The sequence below is a fragment of the Bradyrhizobium sp. CCH5-F6 genome (assembly GCF_001556045.1).
In the GTDB taxonomy this organism is placed as follows: domain Bacteria; phylum Pseudomonadota; class Alphaproteobacteria; order Rhizobiales; family Xanthobacteraceae; genus Bradyrhizobium.
Genome location: NZ_LSIC01000203.1, coordinates 43,236 through 58,399 on the forward strand (window position 1 = coordinate 43,236; position 15,164 = coordinate 58,399).

Annotated in this window: 11 protein-coding genes; 1 reads left to right on the top strand and 10 read right to left on the bottom strand. The window is 64.1% G+C overall.

Annotated features, from left to right (window positions below; genetic code table 11):
- Positions 1 to 62 precede the first annotated feature (62 nt).
- Complete coding sequence (locus tag AX729_RS36330; RefSeq protein WP_061029560.1) at positions 63 to 1,262, bottom strand: ABC transporter substrate-binding protein; 1,200 nt, start codon at positions 1,260 to 1,262, stop codon at positions 63 to 65.
- A gap of 820 nt (positions 1,263 to 2,082) precedes the next feature.
- Between AX729_RS36330 and AX729_RS36335 the strand changes: the two genes are divergently transcribed.
- The gene (locus AX729_RS36335) at positions 2,083 to 4,389 is read left to right on the top strand and encodes a nucleotide-binding protein (protein WP_197433757.1); all 2,307 of its coding nucleotides are present in this window, start codon (positions 2,083 to 2,085) and stop codon (positions 4,387 to 4,389) included.
- A gap of 15 nt (positions 4,390 to 4,404) precedes the next feature.
- On the opposite strand, the gene AX729_RS36340 is transcribed toward AX729_RS36335, so the two are convergent.
- From AX729_RS36340 to AX729_RS36380, 9 genes are all read right to left on the bottom strand, one after another.
- Positions 4,405 to 4,770: a helix-turn-helix domain-containing protein gene (locus AX729_RS36340; RefSeq protein ID WP_061029521.1), complete on the bottom strand. Its 366-nt coding sequence runs from the start codon at positions 4,768 to 4,770 to the stop codon at positions 4,405 to 4,407.
- 241 nt (positions 4,771 to 5,011) lie between these two features.
- Entirely contained in the window at positions 5,012 to 6,466 is a 1,455-nt protein-coding gene (locus tag AX729_RS36345) for an undecaprenyl-phosphate glucose phosphotransferase (RefSeq protein ID WP_061029523.1), read from the bottom strand.
- A 137-nt stretch (positions 6,467 to 6,603) separates the two neighbouring features.
- A complete protein-coding gene (locus AX729_RS36350; protein ID WP_061029525.1) occupies positions 6,604 to 7,641 on the bottom strand; it encodes a peptidylprolyl isomerase in 1,038 nt (345 codons plus the stop codon).
- Complete coding sequence (locus AX729_RS36355; protein WP_061029527.1) at positions 7,638 to 8,231, bottom strand: hypothetical protein; 594 nt, start codon at positions 8,229 to 8,231, stop codon at positions 7,638 to 7,640. Before AX729_RS36355 ends, AX729_RS36350 begins: the two co-directional genes overlap by 4 nt.
- Before the next feature lie 2 nt (positions 8,232 to 8,233).
- Positions 8,234 to 10,048: a putative porin gene (locus AX729_RS36360; protein ID WP_061029529.1), complete on the bottom strand. Its 1,815-nt coding sequence runs from the start codon at positions 10,046 to 10,048 to the stop codon at positions 8,234 to 8,236.
- Positions 10,049 to 10,089: 41 nt separating this feature from the next.
- Complete coding sequence (locus tag AX729_RS36365; RefSeq protein WP_061029532.1) at positions 10,090 to 10,812, bottom strand: energy transducer TonB family protein; 723 nt, start codon at positions 10,810 to 10,812, stop codon at positions 10,090 to 10,092.
- Between the two features lie 9 nt (positions 10,813 to 10,821).
- Entirely contained in the window at positions 10,822 to 11,226 is a 405-nt protein-coding gene (locus tag AX729_RS36370) for an ExbD/TolR family protein (RefSeq protein WP_061029534.1), read from the bottom strand.
- 4 nt (positions 11,227 to 11,230) lie between these two features.
- A complete protein-coding gene (locus tag AX729_RS36375; RefSeq protein WP_245325514.1) occupies positions 11,231 to 13,108 on the bottom strand; it encodes a DUF2341 domain-containing protein in 1,878 nt (625 codons plus the stop codon).
- Positions 13,109 to 13,162: 54 nt separating this feature from the next.
- Positions 13,163 to 15,013 (bottom strand): ShlB/FhaC/HecB family hemolysin secretion/activation protein, encoded by a 1,851-nt coding sequence (locus AX729_RS36380; protein WP_245325515.1) that lies wholly within the window; start codon positions 15,011 to 15,013, stop codon positions 13,163 to 13,165.
- Between the last annotated feature and the right edge of the window lie 151 nt (positions 15,014 to 15,164).

The window sequence follows — 15,164 nt, forward strand, 5'->3', positions numbered from 1 at the left end:
CCCGGCGCCACACGGGCTCGGACGCAGTTCAAGCGGTCTGCGTCACTCCCGCCCCTGCGAAATCATTCGGACTTGGCGTCCAATACCTCGCCGAAGGCCTGCCAGGTCGATCCGCCCCATCGTTGCAGACGCATCTGAGTCCAGATCATGTTCTCGGATTCGCTGGTGTTGACCTTGATCCCGGGCAGCGCGGTCGGGACGACGAAATCCCTGAGGTTCTTGGCCTGCGCCAGAATGTTCTTGCGCGACAGATCATCGCCGCATTGCTTCAGTATCTGCTCGAGCACGATGCCCTGCTGGTAGCCGGTCAGATAGCTGCCGTTGGTGATATCGACGCCGGCCAGATACTTGTCGAGAAAGGCCCGATAGGCCTGCATGCCTGGATCGTCTTTCCATGACGGATCCACGACGTCCTTGTTGATGGTGCCGACGATCACGCCGACTGATTTGTCGAGACCGGCCGGCGCGAGCGTGCCTCCGACCGAACCGGACGGAAAGTTGATGATCACGGTCGCCTTCCAGCCGATCACGGACGCCTGCCGGATCGCCTGCGCTGCGAATTTCGGCGTTCCCGCGATCACGAGGGCTTCGGCACCCGAGCTCTTCAGGGTCGTGATCTGCGAATCGACCGTCGGCTCCGTGACCTCATAGGACGCGCTGACGACCTTGCGGTCGTAATCCTTGCCGAGAAAGGCCTTGAAGGCATTGACGTAGTCTTTGCCGAGATCGTCGTTCTGATAGAGGATCGCGTATTTGGCGTTCGGCAGCGTCTTGGTCAGATACTTGGCGTAGATTTTTCCTTCGGTGTCGTAGCTGACGAGACCCGTCGTGGTCAGAGGGTAGCTGGCGACGTCGGTGAACTTGGACGAGCCGCTGATGATCGCGATGCTGGGCACCCCCTTTGCCCGCAGGTATTTTGCCGTGGCCGAAAGGCCGGGCGTGCCGAGCTGGCCGAACATGAACGCCACTTCATCGCTCTCGACGAGCTTACGAACATGCTCCACCGCTTTCGGAGGGCTATAGGCGTCATCATAGGCGATGTAGTTGATCTTGCGGCCGTTGATGCCGCCGCGGTCGTTGATCGACTGAATGTAGGCGATGAGGCCCTTGCCCACGAGGCCGATCGATGACGCCGGTCCGCTGAATGGAAACACCCCGCCAATCTTGATCTCGGTCGCGGTAACTCCCGGCTCGTCGGCTGCAAATGCCGGGCCGCTCAAAAGCACAACCAGAGCCGCAAGACTCTTCCACTTCGCCAACATGGCCTGTCCTCCCTGATGCGCACCCATCCGGGCACGTCATTGTGTTTTGTTGCTTCATCCGGCGTGCCCGTCCGCATCGTGCGGAGCGATCTGCGAGCCTCGCCGTCCAATCGTGACGGGTTGGCGCGCTGCCCTGCGGCCGTTGAGCGGCCGTTCTGCCCGCCATACCTACAGTTCTTTTTTAGAACTAGTCAAGCGCCTAGATGGCCGTCCGCTGACCACGGCGTCGCGCCCGGGCGTTCGGTGCGAAGTGCGAATCCTTATTCTATTTCGAGATCTTTGAGCCAGACGCCGGGAATGCCCGTGCGAAAAGCAGATCGCGGCGCCCTCGCCTATATTAATTCTATTATTGAACTTAATATTCCGCCTTCGGTCTGGCGAGTGCGCGCATCTGAGCGCGAACGACCACGCGCCCGCGGAAGCCGGCTCTCCATGTGTGGAGACGGTCACACCCACGAATTTCGATAAATCCGCTGTACGTCCGAGCCGGGTGGCCGGACGGCCGTCGGCCCAACCCCGAGACTCTCACCGGCACCGGATGAAAGTTCGGTGGCAGGTCACAAGGATACGCAGATTGTCGACGGTCGAGGGACAGCGCCCTGTTGCAAATGTGTATTATTTCTCGGCTAGAGATAACGTGACAATGTTATGGATCCGCTGCAGCGGCCCAGACCAATTGCGCCTCGAAGCCGTGGTCGCGCCGTTTGCAGAGCGACCGGTCTGGCCAACCCGGTCTCGCGGTTCGCGAGGCCCGCGAGTCGCAACCGACACCTGCCTTCCCGGTCGGGGGCCGAGGAATTGAATCACGATGGATATGCTGGTGAGCCGCCCCCCCGTCGACCATGAGGCGGGCGAAGCCTCGGGATCGATGTCGGCCCTGATCGAGCAGCTGACTGGTCTGGCCCGGCGGCAGTACCGGGTCTTTGTCATCGTGCCTGCCGCCGCGCTCGCAATCGGCCTGCTTTACCTTTTGCTGACCCCTGCGCAATACACGGCCACCACCACCCTGCTGATCGACAGCACCACGCTCCGGGTCCTGCAGAACCAGCTTCAACCGCAAGGGGACGTGCCGCTGGACACGCTCCAGGTGGGATCACAGGTCGAGATCCTGGCATCGCGCAAGCTCGGCCTTGATGTCGTACGGGGCCTGCGTCTCGCCGATGATCCGGAGTTTGCCGCCTCGTCCAGCTGGAACCCGTTCGCGTCGTCCGCGGGGCCAAGCCCCGAAGATCGCGAGCAGCACGCGCTGGACGCATTTCTCGCCCACCGCAGCATCAGCCGCGCCGAGAAGACCTACGCGCTGAACATCTCCTATACTTCGAAAAGCCCTGCGAAGGCCGCGAAAATCGCCAACGCCATCGCGGAGGCCTATGTCGATGACCAGCTCGGCGCCAAGTACCAGACGGTGACCCGCGCCGGCGTCTGGCTGCAGGACCGCATCAATGAACTGAGGTCGAAGGCCACTGCAGCCGACCGCGCCGTGCTCGAATTCAAGGAAAAGAACAAGATCGTCGATCTCGGCGGCGCCGGCTCGACCGCCGCGGGCGCCGGGACGTTCAGCCGGCTGATCGGCGAGCAGCAGCTTTACGAACTGAACAGCCAGCTCGCCACGGCGCGTGGAGCCACCAGCGAAGCCAAAGCGCGTCTCGACAGGATCGAGCAGGTGCGCAAGATGGACGTCAGCGAGGGAGCGGTCGCCGACACGCTCAAGAACGACGTCATCACTCGCCTGCGCAATCAGTTCGTCGACCTTTCCACCCGCGAAGCGAATATTTCCGGCCGGTACGGCGCCGACCATGCCGCTGCCGCCAATCTGCGCGACCAGATGGAGGAAATTCGCCGCAACATCTCCGCCGAACTCGGGCGGATCGCCGGCAGCTACCGCAGCGATTACGAGATCGCCAGAGCGCGGGAGGAGAGTCTGGAGCGTGCGCTTGCGGCGCTGGTATCCGAAGGACAGATCACCAACCGCGACCGGCTGGGGCTCGCCGAGCTCGAAAGCTCGGCCAAGGTCTATCACACGCTGTTCGACAATTTTCTCCAGCGTTACATGGAAGCGATCCAGCAACAATCGTTCCCGATCACCGATGCCAGGATCATCAGCCCGGCGGTCGCACCGACGAAGAAGAGCAAGCCGGTCACCTCGCTGGTTCTCGCCATTTCGCTGTCGCTCGGCATCATGGCAAGCATCGGCATTGCATCGCTGCGCGAGGCCATGGACGGGGTGTTCCGCACGGCTCGCCAAACCGAACAGCAGCTCAGAGCGCGCTGTATTTGCATCATTCCACAGGTGTCGGCGGTAACCGCGCCCGGGCTCATGCGCGGCAACGGCGGCGCGCCGGAGACGTCCACGCTGCCCGCCCTGCCGGCCCCTGCGCCGGGGCCCGGCGAACCCGTACCCGCGCAGGAGCGGCGCTTTGCATTCAGCGATCCCCTGAAGCGGCGCGCCGTCGAGGATCCGATTTCGGTGTTCACCGAGGCGTTTCGCGCCATCAAGGTCAGCGCCTGGCTGCAGGCCAATGTTCGCCAGACCAAGGTGATCGGCGTCACGTCGACCCTGCCGGCCGAGGGCAAGTCGACCGTTGCGGCCAATCTTGCGACCCTGATGGCCGACGCAGGCCGGCGCGTGGTGCTGATCGATGCGGATCTGCGCAACCCCACCCTGGCGCGCTCGCTGTCGCCGCGGCCGCAGGCGGGCTGGCTCGACGTGATCAGCGGCAAGCTCGATCTCACCGCCGTCACGGGCCGCGAGCCGACCACCGGATTGGCCCTCCTGCCGCTGCTCCTGACCGAGGCGCCCGTCCATTCCGACGAGGTCCTGGCCTCGCAGGGATTCCGCGATCTCCTAGAACGGCTGCGCCAGAGCTACGACTACATCATCGTCGACCTGCCGCCGCTCGCACCCGTCGTCGACGTTCGCGCCACCGTCCCGGCCATCGATTCTTTCGTGTTCGTGGTGGAATGGGGCGCAACGAGCGTCAAGACGGTGCGCCGTCACCTGCTTCCGGAAACGGAGCTGCACGACCGGTTGCTGGGCGTGGTGCTGAACAAGGCCAATCCCCGACTGCTCGAGCGGTTCGAGCAGCCCGGAATCTATCGGAACGGCTACTATATGAGGGGGGCCTAGCGCGCAGGCATCGGCTCAGCCGTTGTCCGGGCGCCTCATGCGGGGGCCCTGCCGCGCCCGCAGCTCTTCTTCGTATTTGAGCTTTTCGAGAAGCATGTCGGTCACGAGGCGACGCAGCTGGGCGTTCTCGAGCTCCAGCCGCCTGATGGTCTCGTCCGAACTCGCATCATTGGCAGCCGACCGGGGTATGCTATCGAGGGCGCGCACGCGATTGTCCGCCGCCGGCGAAGATTTGAGCATCTTCTTCCAGCGATGGTAGGTCATGATGCTGACGCCGAGCGCCTTGGAGATCTCGCGCTGGGTCTTGCCCTTTGCCGCCAGCTCGTTGGCCTGCGCTAGCTTGGCCGAAATCTCGTCAGAGGCATGCCTTTTCCCAACCATGATGGGTCCTTTCAGGCCCGAATGCGCTAGCCCAAGTGTAGTAAGCGCGAATCGTGAACCTTTTCAATAGGCCCCGCGGACTTCCCCCGGCCATCGTTGTCCGAATGGCCGTATTCTTCGATCTGCTGGAGGCAGGATTGGGCTGAACCCACGCGGCACCACTCCGTCCGGGCGCCTGCCAGCGTCAGCATTGTTCATGCTCAATGATGCGTTTGCTGGTCAAAGCGCGAGCGCGACCGCATCAATACGCGTTGCGCGGCCGCATCAGCTCAAAGGCCGTCCTGAACATGATATAGACATCGAGCGTCAGACTCCAGTTATCAATATACCATAGATCCAGCTCGATCCGCTGCTTCATCAATTCCAGCTGTGGGGTGCCCCCGCGATAGCCGTTGACCTGGGCCCAGCCGGTGATGCCCGGCTTGACATGGTGGCGGAACGCGTAGTTCGCGATCATCCGGCCGTATTCGTAGTCGTGCACCAGAGCGTGGGGTCGCGGCCCGACGATGGACATGTGGCCCTGCAGCACGTTGATCAGTTGCGGCAGCTCGTCGATGCTGGTCTGCCGCAGCAGCCGCCCGACCCGGGTTACCCTGGGATCCTGCTTGGTCGCCTGGACGACCGACCCGCCATCCTCCTGGACGCGCATGCTGCGCAGCTTGTAGATGACGAAGGGCTTTCCGTTGAACCCATGGCGGCGCTGCCGAAAGATCACCGGTCCCTTCGACTCCAGCTTGATCGCAACGGCGGAAATCGCCAGAGGAAGTATGAGGATGAGCAGCGACGTCGTCGCCACGACGATATCGAGCAGGCGCTTGCTCAGCCGGTCCAGTGCCGAGAGCGGAGCGGGCTGCACCTCGACCATGTAGAGCCGCTGCGACTTCGAGGTCTGGTGACGCAGCACTGTTGAGACCGCGCAATCGGGCAACAGGCGGACGGGAAGCGGGATTGCGCGCAAATGGCCGAGCAGCGCCGTGACGGCCTGCGGAGCCGACCAGGGCAGCGCCAACACGATCTCCTCGGCGGCGACGTGACGGATCCGCGCCATCATGGCCTCGCCTCGTTTCGCCTCGGATGCGGAGAGCAGGTCGTCGACGCGCGGCAAGGTCACGCGTTCGATCTCCTGAAGCCCAAATCGGGTCAGCAGGTCGGCCCGGCCGAACTGTGCGAGTTCCGCGGGCGTTCCGACCACCACCACCCGCCGGCCGCGAATGATGCCCGTCAGCAGCGCGGCTCTGAGGATCCGCTTCGCCATCCATCGTCCGCAAACCAGACCGGCGGCTGCGACCGAGACGAAGCAAAGCACCGATCCGCGCGAGACCTCGTCGCCGGATTTGAAAAGGAACAGGACCACCGGGATGATCAGCGCCGCGATGCACCAGCCGGCCAGGACGCGGCCGCCGTCGCGCTCGTCGTCCAGCAGATGGTTATGCCGGTACAGGCCAAGGAAATGCGCGACGAGAACGTGGGCAAGGCTGGCGACCAATCCCAGCCCGGCATAGAACCCGACATCCTCAAGGGTTCCCCCGAGAACACGCTGATACCCAATGCCTCCCAGTGCACCGGCTGCAACGATGATGGCGGCGTCGAGGGTTGCGAACAACGGCTCGATCAGAACGAACGGAAGGCCGAGGCGAGCCCGCGATCGGACCTCGTATGTCGAGGTCGATCCACCCGTGTTGGTCAAGTCGGTCACGATGCACCCCCGGGATCGAAGTCGCGATCCCGATAACACGCGCATTATACCATAATTATGATACTTCTACTGTTAATTAACTGTCGATGACGGGGGCGCCGGATAGGCCGCCGCACCGTCATCGCAACGTCACGTCCTCAGCGCGACGGCGTGGTGTCGGTCCTGGCATCGGGTTTGGGCTCGAGCAGGCGCGACAACGCGATCTCGTTCACGACGGGCGGGGTCTGCTTCAGGAGCTCCGCCACATAGGCGCGGCGGTTCGCCTCGACGCGCTCGGCGCGCATGCGCTGCACCAGGGCGTCTCTCACGTCAGGGAGCGGCCGCGTATGCGAGGCCTCGGTGTCGACCAGTTTGAGAACGTGCCAGCCGTCCTCGAGCCGGATCGGATCGCCAATCCCGGATCTGGGCAGGCCCGTGACCTGCGCGCGGATCTCGGTGCGCAGATCGGGCTCGGCGACCCAGCCGATCTCCCCTTCCCGCCCCGCGGTCGCCGCATCCTCCGACAAGGCGCGCGCGATCGCGCCGAACTCCGCGCCGGGTTGCTTCACCTTGCGCATGATGTCGTCCAGCTTCCGCCGCGCGGCATCTTCCGCGGCCTTGTCGGCATCCTTCGCGAGATTGACCACGATCTGGGCCAGCCGGAAGCGGCGCGGGACCAGGAACGCGCTGGCGTTGGCCTCGTAGACGCCCTTGATCTCGGCCTCGCTGGGATATTGGTCGCCGACTGCGGTGACCGACTGCAGATAGGTCTCGACGATCAGAGTGTCACGGGCGCGGGCAAGCTGCGTCACCACACTCGGCTGCTGGTCCCATTTCTTGGCCATCGCTTCCTTCAGCACCAGGCGGTTGGCCAGGATCGCGCGCACTGTCTGGCTCAGCAGCGCCGGATCGCGCGCCATCGCCGCCTGCTGGCGCGCGTCCAGCATCTGGATGGTGCCGCGGACCTCCTCGGCCGTGACGTCGCTGTCGCCGACCCGGGCGATAACCTCGCCGCCCTTCACCGCCGTGTTGTCCTGCGCCGCAGGCTGTGCCGGCGCAGCGGGAACCGGCGCAGGGGCTGGGCGCGAGGCGGCAGGCGGCGAATTGCGGGTTTGTGTCTGGGCCTGCGCCATCGCAATCGACGACACGGTGGTCAGGAGCGCGGCAGCGAGCAGCGCGGGCTTGGAGACGGTCATGGCTTGGCCTTCTGCTCGATGATCTTGTCGCGGAAATCCTGCGCGGCGTTCTGGTGCTCGACGCGCTTCAGCCCGAATACGGGATCGTGGTCGAGCACCTTCTCCAGCGGATCCATCCGCTCATATTGCTTGACGACGTCGTCGGCGATCTTGACCAGCCTGACATTCTTGGCCTCGCAGGCCTTGGCGCTCGCTTTCCAGGTCGTCGCCTCGCCTTCGAACTTGGTGCGCTCGGCGTCCTTGGTGCGGGCGACGCTGGCCGCCTCGCCATAGGCGGCCTTCCACTTCTCCAAGGAATCGTCGCGCTCGGCGATGCGCTCGTTGAAGTCCTTCACCGCCTGGCGATAGGCCTGCTCGGCCTCCTTGACCTGGGCGCGATAGGCCTCGTTCTGCTTGCGCAGACGATCCCGCTCCTGCTCCGCCGCGGTCAGCTTGGCCTGGACCGCCGCGCGCTGGTCTTCGGCCGTACGCGCCTGCGCGGTGGCGCTGCGCAGCGCTTCGCGAAGGCGATCGGATTCCTGATCGGCGTGGGCAGCGGTCGAGATCACCAATGCCAGGGCCGCTGCCGACGATAGACGCAACACGCGCATGGTCAGAACCTCGCGTTGAGATCGAGTTGCACGATATCGACAGCGTAAGGCAGGCCGGCGATGTTGTTGGCGCTCATCCAGCGCACCGACGCCCAGATATTCTCGCCGAGGCCGACATTGCCACCGATGAAGTAGCCCTTCAGATTGGTGCCGCCGAGACCAAAATCTGAATCGACGAACGCATCCACCATCGCGTCGGACTCAAGGTACTTATATCCGACATGCGCATTCCAGTCCCAGAGATGCTTGATCTGCTTATTCCCGACCGTCAGGCGCGCGAGCCAGCCCTGGTTGCCGCCGTTATAAGAGCCGGGATCGCCGGTGGTCGTCGGTCCGAAGTTGTTCACTGCCGCAGCAGCCACAGCCGATCGATCGAAGGCAGTGTTCCACACGTATTCCGCATCAAGAATGATGTGAATTGGATTGAATTGCGCAAAGTCGAGTTGGGCGCTTGCGACGATCGGCCGGAAATCGCTGGCAAGACCGTAGTACTGGTAATTCAGCGTGCCGGTATCGTTGGAGGAAACAGGCAGGACGACGGGTATGTTGCGCAAACGCATGTAGGTGTTGCCCTTCTGGGCGAACGACGGGCGCAGCAAGTCCGTGTCACACACGTCGCTGGCCGCATAGACAAGACACTCGCTCGAGAGACGCCCCCGAATATTTGCGAAGTCATAGTAGGCAACGGCCATCGTGAGGGTGGTTTCAGGATCGAACCTGGCGGCGAATCCTCCTTGCGCGCCGAACAGCCATTTGTCGCGGCTCGGTAACTTGATCGGACCCGAAAGGTTGGACGTATTCAGGCCGGCGTTCAGATCCGTATTGAACACTGGAAAGGCGCCGCCCGCAAAAAACGGCGTGAGCCCTTCGGCGATTTCCTGCTTGGCCTGGACAGCCAGGCCGTCGAAGCCGAGGTCCTTGTACCAAACGAGATCGGTCGGCGACCAGAACGGGTTGTCGAATCGGCCCACTGATGCCACGAAGTCCTGCGTCGGTTGATATTTGACGAAAGCGCGGTCCAGCCACAGCGCATATTTCGAGAAATTGCCTCCGTTTCCGCCGAAGGTCTGGTTCATCGAGACCGGCGAGCTGCTCTCACCTGTCGCGATCCTCAGCCCTGCGGTAAAGCCTTCGAACAGATCGACGTCAGCTCCGAGCCGCGCCCGAAAGCGAAAGCGATTGCGGTCCTGGCTGGTGTTATAGCTCGGGGGAAAATACGGATTGACCGCGTTGGTGTTGTCTTCGAGGAACGGGTTGCCGGTGTTGATGGCATTGAAGTTCTGAAGCGGGCCGTTCCCCGCAGGGAAGTAGTCGCCCTCGTAACGCGCGCGAATGTCGCCGTAAAACCTGATCCGCTGCGCCCATTCCGGATACGCACCCGGCGATGCCCACCCTTCCTTGTGCGCGCGGTCCATCACCTCGGCCCGGATCTCCTCGCGCAACTGCTTGCGGACGATCTCGGGAACGTAGGTGACGCGCTTGGTGCCGGGGGGCGAGACGGCATCGGCCGCACCGGTCGCCTTCTTTTCGGCGCTGTCGGCCTTGGCGGCGGCATCGCGCGTCGCCTGGCGGGCGACATAGGCCTCGTCGTCGGCCTGCTTGATCAGGGCCGCCGCCTGCTCCTCGCTGAGGGTGCCCTGCTTCACCAGCAGATTGATCAGGTTGACCGTGGCATTCGACGATGGCGCTGCCGCGCGCGAGACGGTCGGACGCTTGCCCTGGGGCATGCTGTCGTCCTGCGCTACAGCGGGGGCTGCGCATGCGACCAGCATCAGGGCCGTCGTCGCCAGCTCTCGCGTTTTCAGTTCACGCCACATGACGTCACCTCTTCTCTCAACTCACTCACAGTCACACGACCTCATCCCGCCCGGCTGCGCGCCGTGATGCGGGTGATGATCGGCATCGGCATGTCCCTGGGCGGCGGCTCGCGCATGCGCATGCCGCCGATCACCTGATCGCGAATGGTCGCGTCCAGCGCGCCGTCGCCGGTCGAGGGCGACAGCTGCACGCGGCTGACCTTGCCCGAGCTGTCGAGCCATACCCGGATCACCGCCTGCATCGAGGCGTAGCGGGTCTTCTCGTTGGCCTGGAGCGCGGCTTCCATTTGCGACTGCACGATGCTCGCATACCAGCCGAAGCGGCTGTTGCCGCCGCCTCCGCCGCCGCCTCGGCCCTTGCCCTGCGCAAGGCCCCCGCTGCCCGGCCCGTTGCCGAGACCGAGGTCCGGCGGGCCCGGCGTCGGATCCGGTCCGGCGTCGGGCGGCGCATCCTTGGGAATGTCGATCGGCTTCTCCTCGACGACATCCTTGACGGGCGTCTGCTCCATCACCTTCTGCTCGGGCTGCTGTTCCGGCTGCTGCTCGGGCGGAGGCGGCGGTGGTGGCGGAGGCGGAGGCGGCGGTGGAAGCACCATCGTCACCTGAAGCTCGTTCACCTTGCGCGGCGGGTCCTTGTCGCCACTCATCACCATGACGACGACGCCGACGGTCAGCGCAATCACGACCAGCGCCGAGCCGCCGAGCAGCAGATAGCGCCGCCATGCCGGACCGCCGTCCTCGTAGTTGTCGTCGTCCCACGCCATCGTCCCGTCTCATCGCGCCGACGGCTTGGTCGCCATGCCGACCTGGCTGAAGTTGAGGCGGCCGAGCAGGTCGAGCACGTCGACGACGTTCTGATAAGGCGTCTGGCTGTCGCCGCGCACAACGATGGGAAACTCCGGCGTCAGCGCACGCTGCTGCACCAGGCGCTGCTCGAGCTCGGGCAGAGTCACGGGAATCGTGTCGAGGAACAGCTTGCCGTCGCTGGCGACCGTGATCGCCTTGGTGGTCTGCTGCGCCAGGCTCGGCGCCGCGCTCGCCTTTGGTAGGTTTACTTTCATGCCCTGCACGGTCGCCGTGGTCATGATGATGAAGATCACCAGCAGCACGTAAGCGAGATCGAGCATCGGGGTGATGTTGATGTCGTCGTACGGCTTGCTTTCGGACTGAACTTGCATCGATCTACTCCGCCGCCTGCTTCACCGGCTCGTCCGGAAGGTCGTAGGATTCCGCGATCCGGGTGATGAACTCGTCGACGAAGACCTGCATTTCGCTCGAGGCGTCCTTGATGCGGATCGTCAGATAGTTGTAGGCAAACAGCGAGGGGATCGCGACGCCGAGGCCTGCGACCGTCGCGACCAGCGCCGCCGCGATGCCGGGCGCGATGGCGTTGACGTTGACATCGCCGCTGGCCGCAATCGCCGCGAAGGTGATCATGACGCCGACGACGGTGCCGAGCAGGCCGAGGAACGGGCCGCCGGAGATCGCGATGGTCAGCATCACCATCAACCGATTGAGGCGTTGGCTCTCCCGCACGAAGCCGCTGTCGAGCACGGCGCGGATCGACTGGATCGCCTGCGGCGACAGCCGGCGGTAGCCACCGCCGGAAAAGCGCCGCCGGATTTCCTGCGCGCCGGCCGCGAACAGGCGGTAGAGCGGCGCGGCATGCACCGTCTTGCGCTGCTTCTTGCCGAGCTCGCCGCCGAAGCTCGGATCTGCCTCCTGGCTGTCGAGCTGGAGCAGCCCGCCGATGTCGGTCGACGTCTCGCGGAAATGCTTGAGGAAGATGGCGTTGCCGGCCGAGACGCGGTTCAGATAGGAGACGCGGTCGACCATGACGTACCAGCTGACGAACGCCATGATCGCGAGCAGGCCGATGACGATCCAGCCGTCGAGCGTCACCGAGCGCAGGAGCACGCCGAAATAGCCGCCGCTGAACCAGCCCGCATTCTCCTCGTCGACGCTGAACGCGATCAGCTTGGCCTGGTCGGGCCCCTGCCCGATCGCGCCGAGCTTGATGAAGCCGGCCGGACGCGCAACCTTGGCGATCTGGAATTCGTCGATATCGCCGGCAAATCCTGCGGCAGAGCCTGATGGCACGGCCACCGGCGGAGCTGCATCGGCGGCAGGTGCGGCCGCATCCGCAGGGGGGGCGGCTGCGGATGCGGCACGACCGAGCTGCGCCGTGCCCGTCATGGTGGGCAGGCCGGCGGCAAGCGTCGCGGCCTGATTGCCGTCGACGTAAAGCGTGATCTGGGCTCCCTTCGCGGTGAAGGCAATCTGGTGCCAGGTGCCGGCAGCAATCGCCGCGCCGCCGGCGACGCGCTGGGTGTTGCCACCATTCGTGACCTCCACGAAGGCGACGCCGTTGTCCAACCCGACCGTGAGCCCGTTCGCGCCTTCGCTGCGCGAAAACAGAATGGCGCCCGCTTGCGGTGCAGTCATCTTCACCCAGAGCGACCAGGTGAGCTCGCCGTTCTCGGCGACCACGAGCGAGGGTGAGCCCGGAAGCATGAGCGCGGTCTGATCATCGAGGCGCGCACCCTGGCCGATGATGGCGCCATCCGCGCCCGGTACCGCATTCTGCGCGGTGTTTGCCCAGGCCGTGACGTCCTGCGCCGGCGTCGAACGATCGTTGAAATGATAGACTAGCAGCGTATCGGGATCGTAGGTGCCCTTGGCATCGACCGCAGCGGGCGCCTTCTGGTTTCCATAGTAGAGCCAGATGTCGTTCTTTGCGCCCGGTTTCAGATCGGGGACGCCGACCCAGACCAGCGCCTCGCCGAGCAGCGAGTCGTATTTCTCGACATGGTGCTTGAGCGGCGTCTTGTCGTCGGCGGCGACGAAACGAAGATCGCCGCCATCCTCCTTTGCCGTGCCGAAGCGGAAATTGCCGACATGAAGACGGACCAGCACCGGAGTCGGACCGATCGCATCGCTGATGCCGGCCCCCGACGGGCCGGTGTCGATGGTGATCTTCTTGCGCAGCGTCCACTGATCGTTCCACCACGCCGAGGCCGGACTCGGCCACAGCACCGCAAGGAACAAGAAAGCAAGCATCGCCGGCGCGCTCAGGCGAAATACGGAATGTGATCCAGAGTGAAGGAGCGACATCTAGAATTCTCCCCAGAGCCTAAAGCCGAACCGTGGATGATTGGCGACCGTGACCTGCTGGTTGGTCAGCGGCACGCCGACGAATATGATGCTGTTGAAGTAGCGGAGGGTCTTCATCCGCATCCCGACGCCGTAGCTCGCAAGATCGAAATGCGATTGCTGATCGACCAGAGGTTCGTGGATCCGCGCGTGTCCGGCGTCGGCGAATGCGAAGAACCGCCAGTCATCGAACGCGTTGTACTTGATTGGATCGCCGAGAGGATTCGGCAGGTTCTGCGCCATGTAAGGCGCAAGGTTCGGGCTGCGGAATTCAAGTGTCCCCGCCGCGCCATAGTCGCCGAGCACCTCGGATTCCAGATATCCGCGCACCGTGTCCTGTCCGCCAAGGCTCATCTGTTCGCTGGACACCAGCGGCTGATCGGCGGCCTGGCCCTGCAGCTTGGCGTAAAGCTGGAAGCCTTCGGCCAGCTCCTGGGTGTGCGAGATGTCGGCATGCAGGTGCGCGAAGCTGGCCGTCGCCTTGTAGCGCTTGGCGTCGAACTCTTCCAGACTGCTGCCGATGCCTCGCAAGCCCGTGGTAATGACGGCGTTGAGCTGCGTCAGCCGTCCCTCGGCCTGCCAGCTCGCGCCATAGCTCGCCACGAGCGGCGCGTAGGTCACCGGAGAATCGAAGGCATCGGCGCCGAGGCGCAGCGTCTGCTTGAAGTCCTTGTAGTCGATGCCGAGCGACAAGGTGTGAAAGAGCTCGCCCTTGCCGGGCAAGGTCAGCACGGCGCGGCCGCCGATCACCTGACCCGGACCGACGACGTTCGCTCCGCCGACGGTTGCAACCGAGCTGTCCGACTTCAGGCCGTAGACGAGCACGCTGAGCCAATCGATTTCGGTCCGGGCCAGATACGAGCCGGAGACCACCATCGCGTCCTTCGGATTGAGCGGCGCCCACTGGAAGCTCCACGTCATCGAATGGCCGAGCTGCCATAGATTGTCGTAACGGAGCGACAGGTTGGATCGCAACGCCGTGGTACTTGGACTCTGCCGGTTGTTCAGCTCGGCACTGCCGTGAAGCGGAAACGCATCCTCGACGTTGAGATCGACGTCGATCGTCCCGGGCGTGACGCCCGCCCGCAGCGCCGGCGTCACGCGGCGGTCCGGCCATCGGTTGAGCGCAACGATGTCCTTCGTCACCGCCTGGAAGTTCGGCAGGTTTCCTTCCTTGAGCGAAGGCGCGCTGCTCTTGATGTTCGCGAGATCGAAATAGCGTGATCCCTTGACACGCAACCGTCCGACGCGATTTTCGGCGACCTTGAGCACGACGAAGCCACGCTGCGCATCCTGCTGCGGAACCGAGACACTGACGGTCTGGAGGCCCTTGTCATGATAGGCCTTCTCGACTGCGGCGCGGGCCTTCTCCACGTCCTGTGCGGTCTTGCCGGGACCTAGAAACGGGTAGACTGCTGCCTCGATCTCGATCTGCGGCAAGCTATCCGCCCCTTCAACGCGATATTCGTCGATATCGAAGCGCGCTTCCGGCGCCGCGGGTTTGGGGGGAGCCGTATCCTTCGCGGCTTCACCCTTCTCCGACGCACCTTTGACCGGCTTTGTGCTTGCAGGCGCAGCGGCAGCGGGCTTTGCGCCCGGCTCGGCGGCATTCGTCTCGGATTTCGCTGCGGCCGCTTTCGTCGTGCAGATCGCGCAGATGATCAAACCACAAAGAATTTGGCGCGACGCACCGGCGGCGCCGGCCCTGATACCGCGCGGCAGCCACGGTGCACGAAGACGTGCACCGTTATGATACATACCACGCAGATTCACCTTCGCCTCGATATCATTCTCGCACTGCGTCCCGTTCACGCACGGTTCGCCAGCATTTATTCGGACAGCCCGCGCCGACCGAAGCGCACGGTCTGGAAGGCCTTACCCGCTAGACGTTGCGTCCAGCGCCGCAACGAAAATTTTCTCGCAGCCCGCTCATCGCCGCCGTGATGATTTCTTGCAACATAAC